The 21,220-nt window shown below is 42.8% G+C and carries 19 protein-coding genes; 14 read left to right on the forward strand and 5 right to left on the reverse strand.

Annotated elements, in window-relative coordinates; genetic code table 11:
- Nucleotides 1–7: 7 nt before the first annotated feature.
- From rsxC to gloA, 6 genes are all read left to right on the forward strand, one after another.
- On the forward strand, nt 8–2,644 hold the full coding sequence (gene rsxC / locus L4C39_RS05220) for an electron transport complex subunit RsxC (RefSeq protein WP_429744858.1): 2,637 nt from the start codon (nt 8–10) through the stop codon (nt 2,642–2,644).
- Nucleotides 2,644–3,690: an electron transport complex subunit RsxD gene (gene rsxD / locus L4C39_RS05225; protein ID WP_429744860.1), complete on the forward strand. Its 1,047-nt coding sequence runs from the start codon at nt 2,644–2,646 to the stop codon at nt 3,688–3,690. Before rsxC ends, rsxD begins: the two co-directional genes overlap by 1 nt.
- 8 nt (nt 3,691–3,698) lie before the next feature.
- Nucleotides 3,699–4,334, forward strand: coding sequence for an electron transport complex subunit RsxG (rsxG, locus tag L4C39_RS05230; protein WP_017053478.1), 636 nt, complete (start codon nt 3,699–3,701; stop codon nt 4,332–4,334).
- On the forward strand, nt 4,327–5,016 hold the full coding sequence (locus L4C39_RS05235) for an electron transport complex subunit E (protein ID WP_171757060.1): 690 nt from the start codon (nt 4,327–4,329) through the stop codon (nt 5,014–5,016). Before rsxG ends, L4C39_RS05235 begins: the two co-directional genes overlap by 8 nt.
- A 75-nt stretch (nt 5,017–5,091) precedes the next feature.
- Nucleotides 5,092–5,727 carry an endonuclease III gene (gene nth / locus L4C39_RS05240; RefSeq protein WP_017053476.1) on the forward strand — a complete coding sequence of 212 codons (636 nt, stop codon included), beginning with the start codon at nt 5,092–5,094 and terminating at the stop codon, nt 5,725–5,727.
- A gap of 54 nt (nt 5,728–5,781) precedes the next feature.
- Nucleotides 5,782–6,192, forward strand: a complete 411-nt coding sequence (gloA, locus tag L4C39_RS05245; RefSeq protein ID WP_017053475.1) for a lactoylglutathione lyase — start codon at nt 5,782–5,784, stop codon at nt 6,190–6,192.
- Nucleotides 6,193–6,280: 88 nt separating this feature from the next.
- On the opposite strand, the gene motY is transcribed toward gloA, so the two are convergent.
- The gene (gene motY, locus L4C39_RS05250) at nt 6,281–7,162 is read right to left on the reverse strand and encodes a flagellar protein MotY (RefSeq protein WP_113799952.1); all 882 of its coding nucleotides are present in this window, start codon (nt 7,160–7,162) and stop codon (nt 6,281–6,283) included.
- Nucleotides 7,163–7,347: 185 nt separating this feature from the next.
- Here motY and rnt point away from each other — a divergent pair, with 185 nt between their 5' ends.
- Both rnt and L4C39_RS05260 read left to right on the forward strand, forming a co-directional pair.
- Nucleotides 7,348–8,004 carry a ribonuclease T gene (gene rnt, locus L4C39_RS05255; protein ID WP_017053621.1) on the forward strand — a complete coding sequence of 219 codons (657 nt, stop codon included), beginning with the start codon at nt 7,348–7,350 and terminating at the stop codon, nt 8,002–8,004.
- A 55-nt stretch (nt 8,005–8,059) separates the two neighbouring features.
- Nucleotides 8,060–9,385, forward strand: coding sequence for a Na+/H+ antiporter family protein (locus L4C39_RS05260; protein WP_113799950.1), 1,326 nt, complete (start codon nt 8,060–8,062; stop codon nt 9,383–9,385).
- Nucleotides 9,386–9,496: 111 nt separating this feature from the next.
- Here L4C39_RS05260 and L4C39_RS05265 read toward each other — a convergent pair whose 3' ends face one another.
- A complete protein-coding gene (locus tag L4C39_RS05265) occupies nt 9,497–10,129 on the reverse strand; it encodes a DsbA family protein (RefSeq protein ID WP_017053619.1) in 633 nt (210 codons plus the stop codon).
- A 106-nt stretch (nt 10,130–10,235) separates the two neighbouring features.
- Nucleotides 10,236–10,571: a Grx4 family monothiol glutaredoxin gene (locus L4C39_RS05270; RefSeq protein WP_017053618.1), complete on the reverse strand. Its 336-nt coding sequence runs from the start codon at nt 10,569–10,571 to the stop codon at nt 10,236–10,238.
- 294 nt (nt 10,572–10,865) lie between these two features.
- Between L4C39_RS05270 and sodB the strand changes: the two genes are divergently transcribed.
- The 3 genes from sodB to L4C39_RS05285 all read left to right on the forward strand — a co-directional run bounded on the left by sodB (nt 10,866) and on the right by L4C39_RS05285 (nt 13,029).
- Nucleotides 10,866–11,450 carry a superoxide dismutase [Fe] gene (gene sodB, locus L4C39_RS05275; protein WP_017053617.1) on the forward strand — a complete coding sequence of 195 codons (585 nt, stop codon included), beginning with the start codon at nt 10,866–10,868 and terminating at the stop codon, nt 11,448–11,450.
- 178 nt (nt 11,451–11,628) lie between these two features.
- Nucleotides 11,629–12,141, forward strand: a complete 513-nt coding sequence (locus L4C39_RS05280) for a VC2046/SO_2500 family protein (protein ID WP_429744865.1) — start codon at nt 11,629–11,631, stop codon at nt 12,139–12,141.
- 204 nt (nt 12,142–12,345) lie between these two features.
- Entirely contained in the window at nt 12,346–13,029 is a 684-nt protein-coding gene (locus tag L4C39_RS05285) for an SDR family oxidoreductase (protein WP_113799944.1), read from the forward strand.
- Between the two features lie 213 nt (nt 13,030–13,242).
- On the opposite strand, the gene adhE is transcribed toward L4C39_RS05285, so the two are convergent.
- Entirely contained in the window at nt 13,243–15,900 is a 2,658-nt protein-coding gene (adhE, locus tag L4C39_RS05290; RefSeq protein ID WP_113799942.1) for a bifunctional acetaldehyde-CoA/alcohol dehydrogenase, read from the reverse strand.
- Nucleotides 15,901–16,541: 641 nt separating this feature from the next.
- On the opposite strand from adhE, the gene L4C39_RS05295 reads away from it, so the two are divergent.
- Both L4C39_RS05295 and L4C39_RS05300 read left to right on the forward strand, forming a co-directional pair.
- Complete coding sequence (locus tag L4C39_RS05295; RefSeq protein ID WP_429744867.1) at nt 16,542–17,183, forward strand: YchE family NAAT transporter; 642 nt, start codon at nt 16,542–16,544, stop codon at nt 17,181–17,183.
- A gap of 64 nt (nt 17,184–17,247) precedes the next feature.
- Nucleotides 17,248–18,105 carry an ion transporter gene (locus L4C39_RS05300; RefSeq protein WP_113799995.1) on the forward strand — a complete coding sequence of 286 codons (858 nt, stop codon included), beginning with the start codon at nt 17,248–17,250 and terminating at the stop codon, nt 18,103–18,105.
- A gap of 129 nt (nt 18,106–18,234) precedes the next feature.
- Here the strand turns inward: L4C39_RS05300 and asd are convergent, their stop codons facing one another.
- Complete coding sequence (asd, locus tag L4C39_RS05305) at nt 18,235–19,362, reverse strand: aspartate-semialdehyde dehydrogenase (protein ID WP_029203471.1); 1,128 nt, start codon at nt 19,360–19,362, stop codon at nt 18,235–18,237.
- A 404-nt stretch (nt 19,363–19,766) separates the two neighbouring features.
- Here asd and nhaC point away from each other — a divergent pair, with 404 nt between their 5' ends.
- Complete coding sequence (gene nhaC / locus L4C39_RS05310) at nt 19,767–21,203, forward strand: Na+/H+ antiporter NhaC (RefSeq protein ID WP_429744869.1); 1,437 nt, start codon at nt 19,767–19,769, stop codon at nt 21,201–21,203.
- The last annotated feature ends 17 nt before the right edge of the window (nt 21,204–21,220 follow it).

The raw sequence follows: 21,220 nt of genomic DNA on the forward strand, positions 1-21,220 counted from the left end.
GATTGGTATGTTGTCATTAATTGAACAAATTCGTACTGGCGCACTGTGGGACTTTCCTGGTGGCGTTCATCCTGCCGAAAACAAAAAGCAATCAAATCAACACGCTATTTCAAATGCTTCAACACCAAGCGAGCTAGTTTTACCGGTTAAGCAACATATAGGTAAAGCAGGTGACTTAATTGTTAATGTGGGCGACCGAGTGCTTAAAGGGCAAGCCTTAACAAAATACACCATGAGTTTTATGCTGCCTGTTCATGCTCCAACATCCGGCACGATCACCGCTATTGAACCAAGAACCACCGCTCATCCTTCTGGCTTATCCGAGCTTTGCATCGTAATCAAACCGGATAATAAAGAGGAGTGGATTGAGAGAACGACTCATCCTGATTTTTCACAGCTCCCTTCTGAACAGTTAATTGAGATCATTCGACAAGCGGGTGTTTCCGGTATGGGTGGCGCAGGCTTCCCAACAGCAAAGAAAATTCAATCTGGATTGGCGAAAACCGACATTCTGATCATCAATGCTGCTGAATGTGAACCTTACATCACAGCTGATGATAAATTGATGCAAGAGCACGCCGACGAACTTATCCAAGGCATCGAAATTGTCGAGCAGATTCTGAAGCCTAAACTCACCATTATTGGTATTGAAGACAACAAACCTGAAGCGGTTAAAGCGCTAGAAATTGCAGCGATTAACAAGAATATTGTTATTCGTGTGATTCCAACGAAGTACCCTTCAGGTGGCGAAAAGCAGCTGATTAAGATCCTCACTAACAAAGAAGTACCTGTAGGTAGCATTCCAGCTGACATTGGTATTTTGGTTCAAAACGTTGGATCACTGCACGCAATAAAACGTGCCGTTGTTGATGGGGAGCCGCTGATAAAGCGAGTCATCACACTCACCGGAAAAACATTTAAGCAAGAGCGCAATGTATGGGCGCTTATTGGCACACCTGTTCAGGATTTGCTTAATGAGTTTGGCTATAGCGCAGATAAAAAATTCCCGCGCTTAATCATGGGCGGGCCGATGATGGGATTCACTCTCCCTCATGCGATCGTACCAATCACTAAAACGACCAACTGTATTTTAGCTCCAACTCGTAAAGAGATTGCACCAAATCGTCATGAAATGGCGTGTATTCGATGCAGCCAATGTGCGGAAGCTTGTCCTGCCTCTTTATTGCCTCAGCAACTCCAGTGGCATGCAAGAGCCGAAGAGTACGACAAATGTGAAGAACTCAATATAAAAGATTGTATTGAGTGTGGCGCTTGTGCCTTTGTTTGCCCGAGTGAAATACCGCTAGTGCAATACTACCGACAAGCGAAATCGGAAATAAAGACTCGTAAACAAGAAGCGGATTCTGCCGAAAGAGCTCGAATTCGTTTTGAAGAGAAAAACGCACGTCTTGAACGAGATAAAGCAGAACGAGAAAACCGATTTAAAAAAGCAGCCGATAACCGTCGCCAAGAGATGAAAAAAACGGGCGGTGATGATGCTATTGCAGCTGCAATTGCTCGTGTTAAAGCTCAGCAATCAACGCCAACTGCTCAGCCAGAAAAAGTCGTTAAACCTGCGGTTGCTGCGGCAATCGCTCGTGCAAAAGCAAAACAAGCTGCAGCACAGAGTGACGGTAAATCTGAACCTGATAATTCAGAGATGATGAAATTGCGTGAAGAGCGTAAACGTCAGGCAAGAGAGAAAAAAGCAAACAAGGACATAAAGGCAGACAATTCAGAAGCTCCAAGCAAGCAAGATGCTGTAGCTGCTGCCATCGCCCGCGCTAAAGCCCGTAAAGCGAAACAAGCGGAATCGGAAACCGTTGACGCTGCTGAAACCGTTCAAGCAAGTGATGAGCTAGCCGTCGAAAGCACAAAGCAAGCGCCAGCAGACACGAAAAAAGCTGCGGTTGCCGCTGCCATCGCCCGCGCTAAAGCCCGTAAGGCGAAACAAGCGGGATCGGAAACCGTTGACGCTGTTAAAACCATTCAAGCAAGTGATGAGCTAGCCGTCGAAAGCACAAAGCAAGCGCCAGCAGACACGAAAAAAGCTGCGGTTGCCGCTGCCATCGCTCGCGCTAAAGCCCGTAAGGCGAAACAAGCGGAATCGGAAACCGTTGACGCTGTTGAAACCGTTCAAGCAAGTGATGAACTAGCCGTCGAAAGCGCAGAACAAGCGCCAGCTGCGGATCCTAAAAAAGCGGCTGTTGCCGCTGCCATCGCTCGCGCTAAAGCCCGTAAAGCGAAACAAACTGAATCGGAAACAAAAACCGCCTCAGGTGCAGAGATCGATTCAGAAGCGCTACAAAAGAAAGATTTACTGGCTGACTTAGTCGAACTTGAAGTCGCAGAGCAAGCACCACCAGCCGATCCGAAAAAAGCAGCTGTCGCGGCTGCCATTGCTCGTGCGAAAGCGCGCAAAGCACAAACGGAAAAAACAGAAATGACACCGACATTGGACGCTGATGTCGATACGGTTCAAGAAACATCTAAAACGAAAAACTTACTGGCGGATATCGTGGAACTTGAAACCACGGAACAAACACCAGCAGTTGACCCGAAAAAAGCCGCCGTCGCCGCAGCCATTGCTCGCGCCAAAGCACGTAAAGCAAAACAGATGCAAGATAACGAGGAGAATGAGTAATGGCCTTTTTTATTGCCAGCTCGCCACACGCGCATAGCCGTCGTAGCACACCCGATTTGATGAAGTGGGTTGCAATTTGCGCACTACCGGGATTAATTGCTCAAACCTACTTTTTTGGATGGGGAACCCTAATTCAACTGGTTCTTGCAATTGCTGTCGCTGTTACCCTAGAAGCAGGAGTAATGCTACTTCGAAAACGATCTCCGCTCTCCGCGTTAAGAGACAACAGTGCCTTAGTCACCGCATGGTTACTTGCCGTTGCTATTCCTCCCCTTTCACCTTGGTGGATTATCGTTATCGGTCTGTTTTTTGCCATCGTAATTGCAAAACATTTGTACGGTGGAATTGGTCAAAACCCATTTAACCCCGCAATGGTGGCTTATGTGGTTTTATTGATCTCATTCCCAGTTCAAATGACGAGTTGGATTGCTCCCGACCAATTAGTCGCTGACAGCATGTCATTTAATAACGCTTTTTCATTGATATTCAGTGGCTTTAATACTGAAGGGCTATCTCTGCAACAGATCCGTGTAGGGATTGATGGCGTCACTATGGCAACACCATTGGATGCCTTTAAAACGGCACTTCATGCTGGGAACACAACAAGTGAAGCACTGGCGCAACCACAATTTAGCGGCATCGCTGGAATAGGATGGGAATGGGTTAACCTAGCGTACTTTGTCGGTGGGTTAGCCTTGATAAAACTTAGAGTGGTTCAATGGCATATCCCTGCCGCATTTTTAGGTGGTCTAGTAATTACCAGTGGCTTATTCATGCTGCTTACGCCAGGAGAAACGGCATCGCCTATTTTACATCTACTATCGGGCGCAACCATGCTTGGAGCATTTTTTATCGCTACCGATCCAGTATCAGCTTCGACAACAATTAAAGGTAGGCTCATTTATGGCACTTTCATTGGTGCTTTGGTCTTCATCATTCGCAGTTGGGGCGGTTTTCCTGATGGCGTCGCCTTTGCTGTACTCTTAGCCAATATGTGCGTGCCTCTTATTGATTACTACACAAAACCTAGAACATACGGGCATTAAGGAATCATATGCTAACCGCGATTAAAAAAAACGGTCTGACACTTGCGATCTTTGCCTGCGCATCAACAGGTTTGGTCGCTGTCACCCAGTATCTAACTAAAGATGCCATTCAACAGCAGGAAGAAGCGCAACTATTATCGGTTCTCAACCAAGTGATCCCTCCGGCGCTTCATGACAATGAACTGTATCGTTCATGTACACTAGTAAACGATCCTGCCTTAGGGACGAACCAATCAATGCCCGCTTATATTGCGACTCTGAATGGCGAGCCGAGCGCTATTGCAATAGAAGCCATTGCCCCTAACGGATATAACGGTGCTATAAAACTGATTGTTGGCATTAAGGCAGATGGCAGCATTACTGGGACACGAGTCTTATCGCATCAGGAAACTCCCGGCTTAGGTGATAAAGTCGATCTACGCGTATCGGACTGGATATTAGGCTTTACCGGGAAAAAACTGACTGAGCAGAATGAGTCTGATTGGAAAGTAAGGAAAGATGGCGGACAGTTTGATCAATTTACTGGGGCAACAATCACGCCAAGAGCCGTTGTAGGGTCAGTTAAAGATACCGTCTCTTACGTAAACAAAAATAGTCATACTTTATATAACCAAGCATTTAACTGTGGAGGCAGCGATGAGTGATCATAAAACCCTGATCAAAAACGGTTTATGGGACAATAACCCAGCCCTAGTTCAGTTGCTTGGCCTATGCCCTCTGCTTGCTGTTTCATCCACAGTCACCAACGCTCTTGGGCTAGGTATTGCAACACTACTGGTTCTAGTGGGTTCGAATGTTATTGTCTCATTAGTACGAGATTACGTACCTAAAGAGGTCCGAATTCCAGTTTTTGTCATGATCATCGCTTCTTTAGTCACTTGTGTTCAACTACTGATGAACGCCTATGCGTATGGCTTATATCTATCACTTGGTATTTTCATCCCTCTGATTGTCACCAATTGCATTATTATTGGTCGAGCAGAAGCCTTCGCGTCAAAAAATGCCGTTCTACCTTCAGCCCAAGATGGTTTTTGGATGGGATTAGGCATGACATCCGTTCTCGTTCTGCTCGGTGCAATGCGAGAACTCATCGGCAACGGAACGCTATTTGATGGTGCTGATTTGCTACTTGGTGACTGGGCCGCATCACTTCGAATTGAGGTATTCCATTTTGACAGCAGCTTCCTTCTCGCACTTCTCCCGCCAGGAGCATTCATTGGTGTCGGCTTCCTCATTGCCTTAAAAAATGTCATCGATGCAAGAAACAAATCTAAACAGCCAAAAGCAGAAAAAGCGACGATTGAACGTGCACGCGTGACAAGCTAAAGCTGTTCTCAATCGAACCTAAAACGAATTAACGATAATAAATATAAATAAAACAATACTCTAGAAGCAGCCAACATGAACAAAACAAAACGCCTTGAAATACTCAAACGGCTTCGAGAAAATAACCCGAAGCCAGAAACAGAACTCAACTGGAACAGCCCTTTTGAACTTTTGATTGCCGTTCTTCTTTCCGCTCAAGCAACCGATGTGAGTGTCAACAAAGCAACAGATAAGCTATATCCGGTTGCCAATACTCCTCAAGCGATATTCGACTTAGGTGTCGATGGAGTCAAAGAGTATATAAAGACGATTGGGCTTTTTAACTCCAAAGCTGAGAATGTCATCAAAACCTGTCGCCTATTGTTAGATAAGCATAATGGCGAAATTCCTGAGAACCGTGAAGCACTGGAAGCTTTACCTGGTGTGGGAAGAAAAACTGCAAACGTTGTACTTAATACCGCCTTTGGTTGGCCGACCATTGCCGTTGACACCCACATTTACCGTGTGTCTAACCGCACCAAGTTTGCTATGGGGAAAACAGTGGATGATGTTGAAGCCAAGTTACTTAACGTCGTACCGAAAGAGTTCAAGCTTGATGTTCATCACTGGTTAATTCTTCATGGACGTTATACTTGTATAGCCAGAAAACCTCGCTGTGGCAGTTGCCTTATCGAAGATTTATGTGAGTTTAAAGAGAAAACTGACGTATAGAAAGGCGCTAAAAAATTGAGGAACGATTTCAAATACAATTGCTAGGAGCAAATCATGTCAAACGGTCGTATTCTTCACACAATGTTTCGTGTGGGTGATTTAGACAAATCTATTGAGTTTTACACCAATGTAATGGGTATGACTCTACTGCGTAAAAATGAAAACACTGAATATAAATACACACTTGCTTTCCTAGGTTATGGAGACGAGTCACAAGGTTCTGTGATTGAGTTGACTTATAACTGGGGCACAACTGAGTATGATCATGGTGGTGCATTTGGTCATATCGCTATTGGTGTTGATGACATTTATAAGACTTGCGATGCAATTAAAGCGGCGGGTGGGAATGTCACTCGTGAAGCGGGCCCTGTAAAAGGCGGGTCAACTCACATCGCATTTGTTAAAGACCCTGATGGTTACATGATTGAACTTATTCAGAATAGCCAAGCATCGTCTGGTCTGTAAGCTCGAACGAGTCGTGACCAACATGCTATAAATGATACACGCTATCAATGGCAATAGGGCAGTACAACACTGCCCTATTTTTTTAATATCAGATTTGAGTTCGTCCTAGAGATATCACCACGCGGCGGTTTTTATCTTTACCAATTGGCGATGAATTATCTGCAATTGGACGACGTTTACCATAACCCTGCACTTGAATTCTATTTTCCGGTAATCCCAGCGATTTAAAATATTCGCGTAATGAATCTGCACGACGTTCAGATAAATCCTGAGAGCTAGATTTACTGCCGTTAGAGTCGGTATAGGTCGCCACAAGAACCAAGTCTATATCTTGATTGTATCGTACATAATCTGCAATTTGGCTTAAGCGCTTTCGTGATGCTTTATTTAATTTGTCACTATCGCGCTCATAATGAAGAATCGTAAACGAAATATCCTCGAACGAATAAGGCAATAAATTGCTGATACAATCGCTAAACACATTGTATTTTGCTTGGAATAAAACCGACGACAAAGCGACTTCAATTCGCTGATCACGACTCTGCCAATCTTGATAACTGAAAGTCGGATAGCGACCTTTCTCCAATTCCCCCAAAATCCCCCAAGCAGTTTGCCCACCAATATACCCATCAAATTGTTTAAAGAATTTGATGTTAGTGATTCGATCAGCATTTTCACCCGGCCTCCATGCAGGAGGCATAGAAATGAGACTCACATTGCGAGTTTCCCCCATCGGGCGTCTCATTTTTAGTTCAAAATCGAGATTGATTTTTTTACCCGCGGCTGATGAAAACTCTGCATCACCATAGTTTGGTATTGGGTGAACCAAACGGCACTCCAACGGTGAGTTGGTTACCATTTCCCAAGTAGATTGTTGAGGCGTCGCTACATAACGCTTTTCTATCGCCATAGAAACAGGTGATACCAAAACGGACATCAGTAAACTACTTGTCACGACCAATTTATTCATAAGGGCGAATATCTCTCAATTACGGTTCTACACGGCGACATATTGCCGTTTATTTTTATACCTTCAATTATGCAAAAACCTCGCCAAATAGTTATTTATCTTTTGGTTATTATTCTATTTCTTTGGTTTTTATCACTGTTAGAATCTGCAATAATGCAGGCATTGTTACCCAGATTTGAGCCAACATGACTGTAAAAAATGAAGCACTAACCCTAAAGAAACGCTTTCGTGGCTATTTTCCAGTAGTTATTGATGTAGAAACCGCAGGATTCAATGCGGAAACCGATGCGCTTTTAGAAATTTGTGCTATCACATTACGAATGGATGAACATGGTGATCTACACCCAGCCTCGACTATTCACTTCCATGTTGAACCTTTTGAAGGGGCAAACCTAGAAAAAGAAGCGCTTGAATTTAATGGCATAAGAGACCCATTTAGTCCTTTACGTGGCGCCGTCAGTGAACAAGAAGCACTCAAAGAGATCTACAAATTAGTTCGAAAAGAGCAGAAAGATGCCAATTGTAGCCGAGCGATCATGGTTGCTCATAATGCTACTTTCGACCTGAATTTCGTTAATGCAGCAAGTAACCGCTGCAAATTAAAAAGAGTCCCTTTCCATCCTTTCGCTACTTTTGACACAGCAGCGTTAAGTGGCCTCGCCTATGGCCAAACCGTTCTGGCTAAGGCGTGTAAAACTGCAGGGATGGATTTCGACAATAAAGAAGCGCATTCGGCACTATACGATACTCAAAAAACAGCTGAACTCTTCTGCGGCATCGTCAATAAATGGAAAGCCTTAGGTGGCTGGCCGCTTATTGAAGAGACCGAAACAAATCAATAAAACTTTTACTCTTCTCTAATAAAGACGAGCTAAACACAACTTAACCGAGAAAAATATGAATCCTGTTGTTATTTCCGTATGTATCATGCTGGTTTTAGCATTGATGCGCGTGAATGTCGTTGTTGCATTGACATTTAGTGCCATCATTGGTGGACTGGTTTCAGGAATGAGTCTTAATGACGCTGTTTCTGCCTTTGAAAGTGGCTTAGGCGGTGGTGCTACTATCGCTCTTAGCTACGCCATGTTGGGCACTTTTGCTGTCGCCATTTCTAAATCAGGTATTACCGATTTACTGGCTCAAAACGTCATCAAGCATATCCATGGCAAAGAAAATGCCGCTGCCAGTACTGGCCTTAAATACATTGTATTGGTTGCTCTTGTGCTCGTAACGATGTCATCTCAAAATGTCATTCCCGTGCATATCGCCTTTATTCCAATTTTAATCCCACCTCTTTTGGCAGTATTTGCAAAACTAAAGTTAGACCGTCGCCTTGTTGCTTGTGTTTTGACATTTGGTTTAATCACGCCATATATGGTGCTACCTATTGGTTTCGGCGGGATCTTTCTGAACAATATTCTGCTGAAAAACCTGCATGATAATGGCTTAGAAGGTGTGGTGGCGAGTCAAGTTCCAACCGCAATGTTACTCCCGGCTATGGGTATGATTTTTGGTTTACTGACCGCTATTTTCTTTAGCTACCGCAAGCCACGCGAATACAAAGAGACGGAGTTAACCGTCGTTCATAACGAGCCTGCAGCGATTAACAAAAAACACATTCTGGTTGCCTTAGTCGGTATTATCGTCGCATTAACTGTGCAACTTTATACTGGCTCGATGATTATCGGGGCTTTAGCTGGTTTCATGGTATTTACTTTTGGTGGCGTCATTGCTTGGAAAGAGACTCACGATGTCTTTAGCAAAGGCATTCACATGATGGCGATGATTGGCTTTATTATGATCGCAGCCGCTGGGTTCGCTGCTGTAATGAAGCAAACGGGTGGTGTCGAATCTTTAGTTCAAGCACTATCAACCAGTATTGGAGATAACAAACCTCTAGCCGCATTACTGATGTTGATTGTTGGTCTACTTGTTACGATGGGAATTGGTTCATCATTCTCGACGATTCCAATTCTTGCCACCATTTACGTCCCACTTGCACTCGCTTTCGGTTTTTCTCCAATGGCGACCATTGCTCTGGTTGGTACAGCAGCCGCTCTTGGTGATGCGGGTTCGCCAGCTTCCGATTCAACCTTAGGCCCGACCTCTGGTTTGAATGCAGATGGACAACATGAACACATTTGGGAAACCGTTGTCCCAACTTTTATTCACTATAATATCCCACTGATCATCTTTGGTTGGATTGCGGCGATGGTGCTTTAAACGACACGGGCGAGTAAACATTTTTATTCGCAAATGATACGTTTCACCTGCCGATCAAAAATGCGCTAAATAGTTAGCGCATTTTTTATATCTATTGTTTATTGCTGAGCTTTACTTATTGAGTGACACTAGTTCGACAATTTTCTCTCGAATCACTTTTAATGTCGGCTCTGTAGATTGGTAATCAACTGCAACGGGGAAGTAACTATCATTCACCTGAAGAACTAAGCTTGGGTAAGAGTGCACCCCAAGGCTACGAGATAAGCTTAATTGATCGTCGAATTCTTCTTCTACCACTTTTCCATTAAGGTCGTTAATGAATAACGGTAGGTCTAACCCTAACTCCTCAGCCAACTGCTGATGAGTGTCAACATCGTGCGGAGGCATCGCTCGCAAGTAATAGGCATGTTGAATCGCTTCCAGCATCTCTTGATAGCGATCTTGAAAACCTGCCGCGATAACGGCACGGCACGCAGGATAAGTAGTTCTAACTGGCTGACATGTTGTCCAATACTCATGATTGAACTCCGTGCCTAATTGCTCTTCGATCTGGTGCCAAATACTTTGTAATTTCTGCTGCATTTCTAGCGGCATCGGAACATCAGAGTCAGGAGCAAGCCCTCCCATTAAATATTCAAACTCAATGCTACTCGGCAATTGCTGCTTGAGTAATTCTAACGTTGGCTTATAGCCCCAACACCAACTGCACATTGGATCGTGTACGTAATACAGTTTTACTTTCATCGCCTATCTCCGCCACTCATAATCTTGAGGCATTCGTATTTGAGATCAAAAAAGGAGCTATATTAGCTCCTTTTATACTACTCTGGAAAGTTAATGATCCAGACGATTACTCTTCATCACCAGCAACTTTAGCCACAGCTTCTTTTACTAATGGTTGAAGTTCACCTTTTTGGAACATTTCCAAAATGATATCACAACCACCAATTAGCTCACCGTCAATCCATAGTTGAGGGAAAGTCGGCCATTGTGCATAAGCAGGAAGCTCCGCACGGATATCTGGGTTTTGTAGGATATCTACGTAAGCAAATTTCTCACCACATGCCATTAATGCTTGTGATGCTTGTGAAGAAAAGCCACAGCTAGGTAGCTTAGGAGAGCCTTTCATGTATAAAAGTACTGTGTTTTCTTCGATTTGCTGTTTGATTTTGTCGATAGTTTCCATCGGATCCTCTTAATGGATGTACTGCAGTCATTAAGAACATTCTAACCCATTAGCCAAGAATAAAAAGCACATAATATTTGTGGTTATGAGAGGTAAGTAATAGAAACAATACAATTACAATAATTTTTCATTTATGCCTTTTAATAAAGTAAAAACTTGCTAAAATAAATCCAAGTCAGAATTCGACGAATACCGATGCAAGTAATCAACTCATATTTGGGTCGGTATAACTATAATAAATCATTGGAAGCCACCGAAAGAACTCAATCTTTCAACTATATGGAGACATTCGCAATGTCATTTGAACTACCAGCTCTTCCTTACGCGAAAGACGCACTAGAACCACATATCTCAGCAGAAACTCTAGATTTCCACCACGGTAAACACCACAACACTTACGTTGTTAAGCTAAATGGTCTGATTCCTGGAACTGAATTTGAAGGCAAAACTCTAGAAGAAATCGTTAAGACTTCTACTGGCGGTGTTTTCAACAACGCAGCACAAATTTGGAACCACACGTTCTACTGGAACTGTCTTGCTCCAAATGCTGGCGGCGCTCCAACAGGTGCAGTTGCAGCAGCAATTGACTCTGCATTTGGTTCATTCGAAGAATTCAAAGCGAAATTCACAGATTCAGCAATCAACAACTTCGGTTCATCTTGGACTTGGCTTGTGAAAAACGCTGACGGTTCTCTAGCTATTGTTAACACTTCTAACGCAGCAACTCCGCTGACTGACGAAGGTGTAACACCACTGCTTACTGTTGACCTATGGGAACACGCTTACTACATCGACTTCCGCAATGTACGTCCTGATTACATGGCTGCATTCTGGTCACTAGTAAACTGGTCTTTCGTAGAAGAAAACCTAGCGAAGTAATCTCTCTATTTGAGATAGCGAGCTAAACCGAATATTAAAGCCAGCATCATTGATGTTGGCTTTTCTTTTTCCTATGACTACAGATGCTTACCTCCCATAAATCCTCACTTTTCAACGCAATAAGAGCCTAAAGTTATTTCATCTCCTGCCGCTAAATAATTATCAAGCGAGAGGTCACATGCAATTACACACTTTAGATAAAGCTGGAATCATCAACGAACTTCAATTCGGTACAGGCATTAGCCATGCTGTCGAACAAGGTCGCCGTGCTGATTTCGCTTTAATAATGTCGATGTTCTCCAATGATGTGCGAGACTGCATCCCCGCAGAAACCGTTACTGAATCGCTCAGTAGTGAGTCTATTCTGCGTAATCAACTTGGTGTACCGAAACCGCAAGCTTTGCGTTCTGATAGTGACTCGTACACGATTTCTGCCCGTCAGGCTGAACATTTTTATGAAGCAGGAATGGCAAGTGCCAAACTCAGCCACTACCTCTGCCCGACGCCTCTAGCGTTCATGCCACAAGATACTCAGGACTTCCCTGAAGATGTCTACCACAACCTATCAGGTCATGAACGCCGTATTTTACGTGAATCAAAATCTGAAAAACCCGAGATTTCAGTTCCCACTGACCTCTACGCACAGCTAAATTTTGCTAGTCGCCAGTATCAAATTCAGCAACAAGCCTAATCCCAACCTCCTGCGTTTGTCTTATTTATAATAATCGCTATGTTTTGGCTGGTATTTTTGTGAGGTAGCCCAAGTAAACAAAGCATAGATTTAGGCTAACTAAAAATGTTTGATGCTTTTCACACCACCTAATTAATTTTTCAACCATCCTAGCTTTACCACTTACAAATAGATCAGGATGATGCGGTTCTCGCGTGGAATATTATGGATATAGAAAATTCAATTATATTAGTGACTTCCGCAGGCTCAAGGCTTGGCTGCACACTCGCGACCCATTTTGCCAAGCTGGGGGCAAAGGTAGCGCTTTGTGACCAGGATTCAATATCATTAATGGAAACCTATCATCACTGCTTGCAGATTTCTGATCATGTCGCTCCTTTTCCGATAGCCAGCTCTTCTGAACAATCCATTCACACCTTGCTCGATTTAATTCAAAACCATTTTGATGCAGCTCCCAATGTGCTTGTTAATTGTTGGACAAGCTCACCTATGCCTAAGTTAACGAGCAATCAGCCTGCAAAGCCATTTGTTGAACAGCTCTCAGAGATGGCCTCTACACTTTTTAGTTTTGGGCAAGTTAGCGCAGAAAGAATGAGGTTAGGAGGTAAAAAAGGGGTGATAGTCAATGTAATTTCCCACGACAATTATCACGACTTCTCTGGCGTTGAAAGTGCGACATCGATGGTCTCTGGTTTCACAACAAGTTGGGCCAAGGAGCTCAACCCATTCAATATTCGAGTTGGGGGGGTAGTTCCTGCAATTCATCATTTATCAGGGAAAGTCGATGATCAACACTGGGCTGAAGTTCAAGACGAGTTGATTCGCAGCACTGAGTATATTGTTTCGAATGAATATTTTAGCGGCCGAGTGGTTTCTGCCGAAGTATAACTCTATGCATCGACATTATGTTTCCACAAGCACTATATCTTCACCAGCGATATATCTTCACCAGCGATATATCTTCACAAGCACTATCCCTTCACCAAAATTTTGAACCACACTTTATTCCAAACAAAAAAATGCCCCACCTTTCGGTGGGGCATTGTCTTTTCCCGATAGAGATATTACGTGCTAGCGAAAATATCTCATAAAAGCGTTATCTTACTTTTTAGCTTTCTTTGCTTTTGGCGCTTCAGTTTTTTCACTTACTGTCGCAGTTTCGCCTTCAACAAATGCTTTACCGTAGTAAGAAGCAATTAATACTTCTTTAAGCTCTTTGATTAGAGGGTAACGTGGGTTAGCACCTGTACATTGGTCATCAAACGCATCTTCAGCAATTGAGTCAACTTTAGCCATGAACGCAGCTTCATCAACACCAGCAGCTTGAATTGACAGTGGGATATCCAATGCAACTTTAAGCTCTTCTAACCAACCAAGTAACGCATTAACTTTAGTTTCAGTATTACCTTCACGGTAACCTAAATGCTCAGCAATTTCAGCGTAACGAGCACGTGCTTTAGGACGGTCGTACTGAGAGAATGCAGCTTGTTTAGTTGGGTTGTTAGTCGCATTAAAACGAACCGTGTTCGAGATTAACAACGCATTTGCAAGACCGTGTGGAATGTGGAACTCAGCACCTAGTTTATGCGCCATTGAGTGACACACACCTAGGAAAGACTGCGCAAAAGACATACCAGCAATTGTTGCTGCATTGTGTACTTTCTCACGTGCAATTGGATCTTTCTTACCGTTAGCGTAAGAGCTTGGTAAGTACTCTTTAAGCATCTTAAGTGATTGAAGAGCGTGACCATCTGAGTATTCGTTAGCAAGAACAGAAACGTAAGCTTCTAATGCGTGCGTTACTGCATCGTAACCACCGAATGCACATAAAGACTTAGGCATATCCATAACAAGGTTAGCATCAACTACAGCCATGTTTGGCGTTAGTTCGTAATCTGCTAGTGGGTATTTTTGACCTGTTTTTTCATCTGTTACAACAGCAAACGGTGTAACTTCAGAACCTGTACCAGAAGTAGTAGTAATACAAACTAGTTCAGCTTTTTGACCCATTTTAGGGAACTTGTAAATACGTTTACGGATATCCATAAAGCGCATTGATAGGTCTTCGAAATCAGTTTCTGGATGTTCGTACATCACCCACATAATTTTCGCAGCATCCATTGGTGAACCACCACCAACAGCTAAGATAACGTCAGGTTGGTAGCTTGCACATGCTTCAGCACCAGCTTTAACTACTGCTAATGTTGGATCCGCTTCTACTTCATGGAACACTTCAACTTCCATGCCTTTCTCTTTTAAGATTGCACGTAGGTCATCAATGTAACCGTTGTTGAACAAGAAACGGTCAGTAACGATTAACGCACGTTTTTTACCTTCAAGATCAGTCATTGCGATTGGTAAACAGCCGCGACGGAAGTAGATAGATTTTGGTAGTTTATGCCACAACATATTTTCTGCTCGCTTAGCTACAATTTTCTTGTTGATAAGGTGCTTAGGACCTACGTTTTCAGAGATAGCGTTACCACCCCAAGAACCACAACCTAGAGTTAGTGAAGGCGCTAATTCAAAGTTGTAAAGGTCACCGATACCACCTTGAGATGCAGGCGTGTTCACAAGAATACGAGCAGTCTTCATTTTGTCACCGAAGTACGCAATGCGCTCTTCGTTATTATCTTGGTCTGTGTAAAGTACTGAAGTATGACCAACACCACCGATGTCTAATACGATACCTGCTTGACGTACAGCATCTTCAAAGTTCTTCGCTTTGAATAGACCTAGTGTAGGAGATAGTTTTTCATGAGCAAATTCATCATCCCATGAAGCTTCTAGGCCTTCACCGATAAGAATTTTAGTCGATGTTGGAACTTTAACATTCGCTAGCTCAGCAATCTTGTATGCTGGTTGACCAACGATGTTAGCGTTAAGTGCGCCATTGATAAGTAGTACTTTACGTACTTTATCTGCATCTTCTTTGCTTAGAACGACAGCGCCGTATTGAGCGAAACGAGCTTTAACGTCATCGTAGATTGATTCAACAACGATTGCAGCTTGCTCAGAAGCACAGATAACACCGTTATCGAATGTTTTAGACATAAGGATAGAAGAAACAGCACGTTTGATATCAGCAGTTTCGTCGATAACAACAGGAGTATTACCCGCGCCAACACCGATAGCAGGTTTACCTGAAGAGTAAGCTGCTTTAACCATGCCTGGACCACCAGTAGCAAGGATCATGTTGATATCATCATGCTTCATTAGTGTATTTGACAGTTCAACAGATGGTTGGTCAATCCAACCAATGATGTCTTTTGGTGCGCCAGCTTTAATCGCAGCATCTAATACAACTTTAGCTGCATAGTTAGTTGCATTTTTAGCACGTGGGTGTGGAGAGAAGATACAGCCATTACGTGTTTTAAGACAGATTAATGCTTTAAAGATTGCTGTTGAAGTAGGGTTTGTTGTTGGAACGATTGCACAAACGATACCTAGAGGTTCAGCAATAGTGATCGTGCCACCTTCATCGTTACGATCGATGATGCCACACGTTAATTCATCTTTATATTTATTGTAGATAAACTCAGAAGCAAAGTGGTTTTTGATAACTTTGTCTTCCATGATACCCATGCCAGACTCAGTCGCTGCCATTTTTGCTAGTTCGATACGAGCTGTTGAAGCTGCTAGAGATGCAGCGCGGAAGATTGCATCAACCTTCTCTTGCGGAAAGTTCGCAAATTCTTTTTGCGCCGCTTTAACGCGTGCTACTAGAGCATCAAGTTCAGCTAAATTCGTTACAGGCATATTGTTTCTCCTAAAAATAAAAACTATAAAATTCGTTAAAAACTATTTAGTAAGGCGGCTGTTTCAGTTTTCTAACTCAGCTACATTCTTAGTAAATTGCTTTCAGGACTGAGTATAATATTTCAGAGTATGAAAAAAATTGACTCAGATCAGTTCTGAAAAACTATTTACCCACTTAGTGGTATCAAGATCACAACAAACCACCCAAGCTACTGATTACATTGAATATAAACATAAAAATCCAAGTGCTTAAAAAAACCTCACTTGAAACAAAAAATAGAAAAAATTACAACAAACTGTAAAAAAGTTTCATTTTTGAATAAAAAGGTACATGTCGACCCATATTTTCGTGCTACTGAGAGTATATCCATCTGCTTGTAAGGCACCATAAATTGACATAATTTTTATTAAAAATGTGCACTCATTAACAATTACTCAATTCACTGCAACTTATTACCCCATAATTCTTACCCATGTAACTTCCCGTTTAAACTTAGCGATGTGCAATTAGTTTTTTTTCGTTTAATCGCACCTCACGGGTTAGTTTTTTTCATTCGTCCTTTTAAGCTTTAAGCCTTACATTATCCCCTCTTAAGATACCCCCTATTATTTGCATTTTCGTGATAAGTGAGACGCCCATTATGCAATCTATTGAACTCGCTGTTTTCTTGCAGTTTTTCCTTGGCCTTGTTGCCGCAGTTAACCCTGTTGGTATCATGCCGGTGTTTGTATCGCTGACGAGCTATATGTCTCCTGCAGAAAAAAACAAAACCGCAGCCACTGCAAATATTGCCGTTGCTGTCATACTTGTTATTTCTCTACTTGCAGGACAAATTCTTCTCGACATGTTCAGTATTTCGCTGGATTCATTTCGAGTTGCAGGTGGTTTGCTGTTAATGAGCATCGCGTTTTCGATGATGAGCGGTAAGCTAGGTGAGGATAAACAAAACAAACAAGAAAAGTCCGAATACAATAGTAGAGAGCAAATTGGTGTTGTTCCTTTAGCGATGCCTTTGATGGCCGGCCCTGGTGCGATCAGTTCAACCATCGTTTATGGTGCTCGTTACCCTACAATGATGGATACAGTTGGGATTAGCATTACGATTGTTGCTTTCTCTTTGTGTACATGGCTACTATTTCGCTCAGCTCCAATCATTGTCCGTTTTCTTGGGCAAACTGGAATCAACGTTATCACTCGTATTATGGGCTTGATTCTTGGCGCTCTTGGCATTGAGTTCATTGCCAACGGTTTACGTAACCTGTTCCCAGGTCTTGCTGGTTAGGTAATTCGCGTCACCTGCCAGTAAAATGTATGATGTTGCAATGGTAAACAAACGTTGCAACATCATGACTCGTCACTCTTTAAAACATCACTTATACGTTATTATTTTTGGCACCCACACTCGCATGGGTCGCCTTTTCGATATAGCGTTAATCTTTACAATTGTAGCTTCACTGATTGTCTTAGTACTCGATTCCATTCCGAGTATCGAAAAACAGTGGGGTACAACGATCACTTACCTAGAGTACGGTTTCACAGCCCTGTTCACTATTGAGTACCTTCTTCGACTCTATTGCTCGCCAAAACCTACCGCTTATATGAGAAGTTTCTATGGCGTCATCGATTTAGTCGCGGTATTACCCACTTATCTTGCATTCTTCTTCCCTGCGGCTTCTTTCATTGGGGTAATACGAATGCTGCGAGTGATGCGGATCTTTAGAATTCTTAAACTGGTTCGTTACTTACAAGACTCAAATATATTGCTGCGTTCTTTACTGATGTCTCGCCGAAAGATTCTCATCTTTTTTAGCACGGTTGGGATTTTAGTCATTATCTTAGGTTCGATAATTTTTGTTGTGGAAGGTCCTAGCAATGGGTTTACCTCTATTCCTCAAAGCATTTATTGGGCGATTGTCACGATAACGACGGTTGGATATGGCGACCTTGTCCCTAAAACCCCTTTCGGCCAAGCGATTGCCTCACTAACCATGCTACTCGGCTATTCCATTCTTGCCGTTCCTACAGGCATTATCACAGCAGAGTTAAATCATGAGATGAATGCGCACCGTAACTTGGTTAAATGCCCAAATTGCTCTAAAACAGGGCATGAATCTGATGCGCTTTACTGCAAATTTTGTGGCAGTGAATTACCAGATCCGGATCAACGAGTGATCCCTGTGAAGCCACAATCCCCGAATACCTAATTACCTAATTACCTAATTACCTAATTACCTAATTACCTAAAACATATTTCCATCCCTAACGAAAAAAGCACCTATAATTTAGGTGCTTTTCATATGGAAAAATCTACGTTGCCCTTAGTAGAATTTTGTTTACTGCTTTTCAGCCAGAAGAATTCTCAGTGTGCGGCGTAAAGGCTCAGCAGCCCCCCATAGAAGTTGATCACCTACGGTGAAGGCATTTAAGAAATCATCTCCCATCGACATTTTACGTAATCGTCCAACAGGTACTGACATGGTTCCTGTCACTTTTGCAGGCGTCAGCTCCTGCGCGGTAATGTCTCGTTCGTTCGGAATCACTTTCACCCAATCGTTATGGCTTGCGATGATCTCTTCAATCTCATCCATTGGTACATCTTGCTTAAGCTTGATTGTTAATGCTTGAGCATGACAACGCATCGCACCAATACGAACACACGTGCCATCAATTGGGACTGGCTTTCCGTCTAGTCCTAAAATTTTGTTCGCTTCAACGCCCGCTTTCCACTCTTCCTTACTTTGCCCATTCTCACGCTTCACATCGATCCATGGAATGAGTGAGCCAGCAAGTGGGGCACCAAATTGATCCGTAGGGAATGAAGATGAACGAATGGTATCCGCCACTTTTCTATCAATATCTAAAATTGAGCTTGCTGGATTTGCGAGCTCTGAACTCACACAATCATTAACGACACCCATTTGAGAGATAAGCTCGCGCATATTTTTAGCACCAGCACCAGAAGCGGCTTGATAAGTCATTGCACTCATCCACTCAACCATGCCTTTCTCATACAAGCCACCCAACGCCATTAGCATCAAGCTTACGGTACAGTTACCACCAACGAATGTATTGGTGCCAGAATGAATTCCCTGTTGGATTTGAGCCAAGTTCACAGGATCTAGCGTAATAATTGAATCGCTGTCCATGCGAAGGGTAGACGCTGCATCAATCCAGTAGCCTTTCCAGCCAGCTTGGCGAAGCGCAGGGTACACTTTTTCGGTGTAGCCGCCACCTTGACAGGTAATAATCGCATCTAACTGTTTAAGGCTATCTATGTCGAAAGCATCTTGCAGCAAACCGGTTTCACTCTCCGTTTGCTTACTAAAAGTAGGGGCAGGTATACCAATCTGAGACGTGCTGTAAAAGACAGGTTCGATGAGATCAAAATCTCCTTCCTCTACCATTCGCTGCATTAAAACCGAGCCTACCATACCGCGCCAACCAACTAGACCTACTCTCATCATTCACTCTCCATGTATAAATTCAAAACCATCTTAACCATCTATAAGTTTTTCAGAACAAAACCTCAAGCTCTATTTGCTGAAAATAGAAACTTTTTAGTGCTTCTTAACTGAACAGCCGATATTTCTTGGTTATGTCGATGATGACACCCAAAATTATTCAGCCATTACACAGTTGCAATAAGCTGCAACATTTGTAACACATAAAAACCACACCACAAAACATCTTTGACGCTCAAATTTAACTTAAAGCGATACTTTATAATCAACAAAGTAGTTTTCACAGTTTAATATCACACCACAAGTGCATTTATTCGATATATTAATCTTAATAGGGTAAGGTTCGAGTCGTTCCGAATCATGTGCTAAACATGCTATTGCCCCCAATTTTATAAGAGGCTTATATGAAGCAAGTAAACACTCGACTACCTAGTTTGATGCAAGTTTTTGTATCATTAGGACTATTCCTATTATTGGCATTTTCCTTCACTGCAAAACTCGACCTCCCTATACAACTAGCACTATATATAGGCTGGTTCGTTATCATCACTCTTGGTTTACGTCTTGGCCACCAATATAAAGACCTTGAAAAAGCGGCGTTAAACGGTATTTCAAATGGTCTAGGTGCGGTTTTGATTCTTTTAGCCGTTGGTGCACTTGTTGGCACGTGGATTTCTGGCGGTATTGTTCCGACCATTATCTATTACGGCCTTAAAGCGATTCACCCTTCTATCTTCCTACTGGCAACAATGATTATCTGTTCATTAACAGCATTAGCAACGGGTACCTCTTGGGGTGCTGCTGGTACCGCTGGTATTGCGATGATGGGAATCGGCCAAGGTCTTGGTGTTCCTGCTCCAATTACTGCGGGTGCGGTTCTTTCTGGCTGTTACTTTGGTGATAAAATGTCGCCACTATCAGACTCAGTAATTTTAGCGTCATCAATGTCGAACGTTGAAGTCGTTGAACACATTAAAGGCATGCTACCGGTTGCCTTAATTAGCTACATCATTACGGGTGTGATGTTTACTGCATTTGGTTTTCACTACGCTGGCAATGTCGATATGAGCCAAGTGGACTCAGTCATTAAGGCAATGGAAAACCAGTTCTTTATTACTCCTTACTCTTTTGTTCCAGTTCTGATTGTTCTAGGTCTACTAGCAATGAGAATGCCGTCTTTCCCTGTGATTAGTTTCGGCTCTTTACTCGGTATTATCTGGGCGGTTATGATCCAAGATATCGATTTCCTAACAGCGTTCAATACCGCTTGGGCTCCGTTCTCTATCTCGTCAGGTGTTGATTTCATCGATTCAATCCTTAACCGCGGCGGCATGTCATCAATGCTAGGATCGGTGGCTGTGATTGTCTTTGGTCTAGGTTTTGGTGGCTTGCTAGATAAAGTTGGCTTACTAGAAACTATCGCCAAACTATTTGAACGCCGCGTTCAAAGTGCTGGCTCACTAGCAACTAGCACTATTGCAACAGCATTCATGGGTAATATTTTTGGCTCTGCAATGTATGTATCGCTAATTCTGACACCTAAGATTTGTGCGAAAAACTATGACCGCCTAGGCTACAAAAGAAAGAATCTTTCTCGTAACGCGGAGTTTGGTGGCACGCTAACATCAGGCATGGTTCCTTGGAGTGATAACGGCATTTACATGGCGAGCATTCTAGGTGTTGCCACTCTGTCTTATGCACCATTTATGTGGTTGAGCTTTGTTTGTATCATCGTAACGATTGTAACGTCTTACATGGGCTGGTTTGTTGATAAATGCGAACCAACAGCAGAACACTCTTCAGAAGAGCTTGAAGTTAATACAGAGAAACAGCCTGCTTAATTTGTAGATACATTGCA

The sequence above is a fragment of the Vibrio clamense genome (assembly GCF_050337905.1).
Classification (GTDB): domain Bacteria; phylum Pseudomonadota; class Gammaproteobacteria; order Enterobacterales; family Vibrionaceae; genus Vibrio; species Vibrio cortegadensis.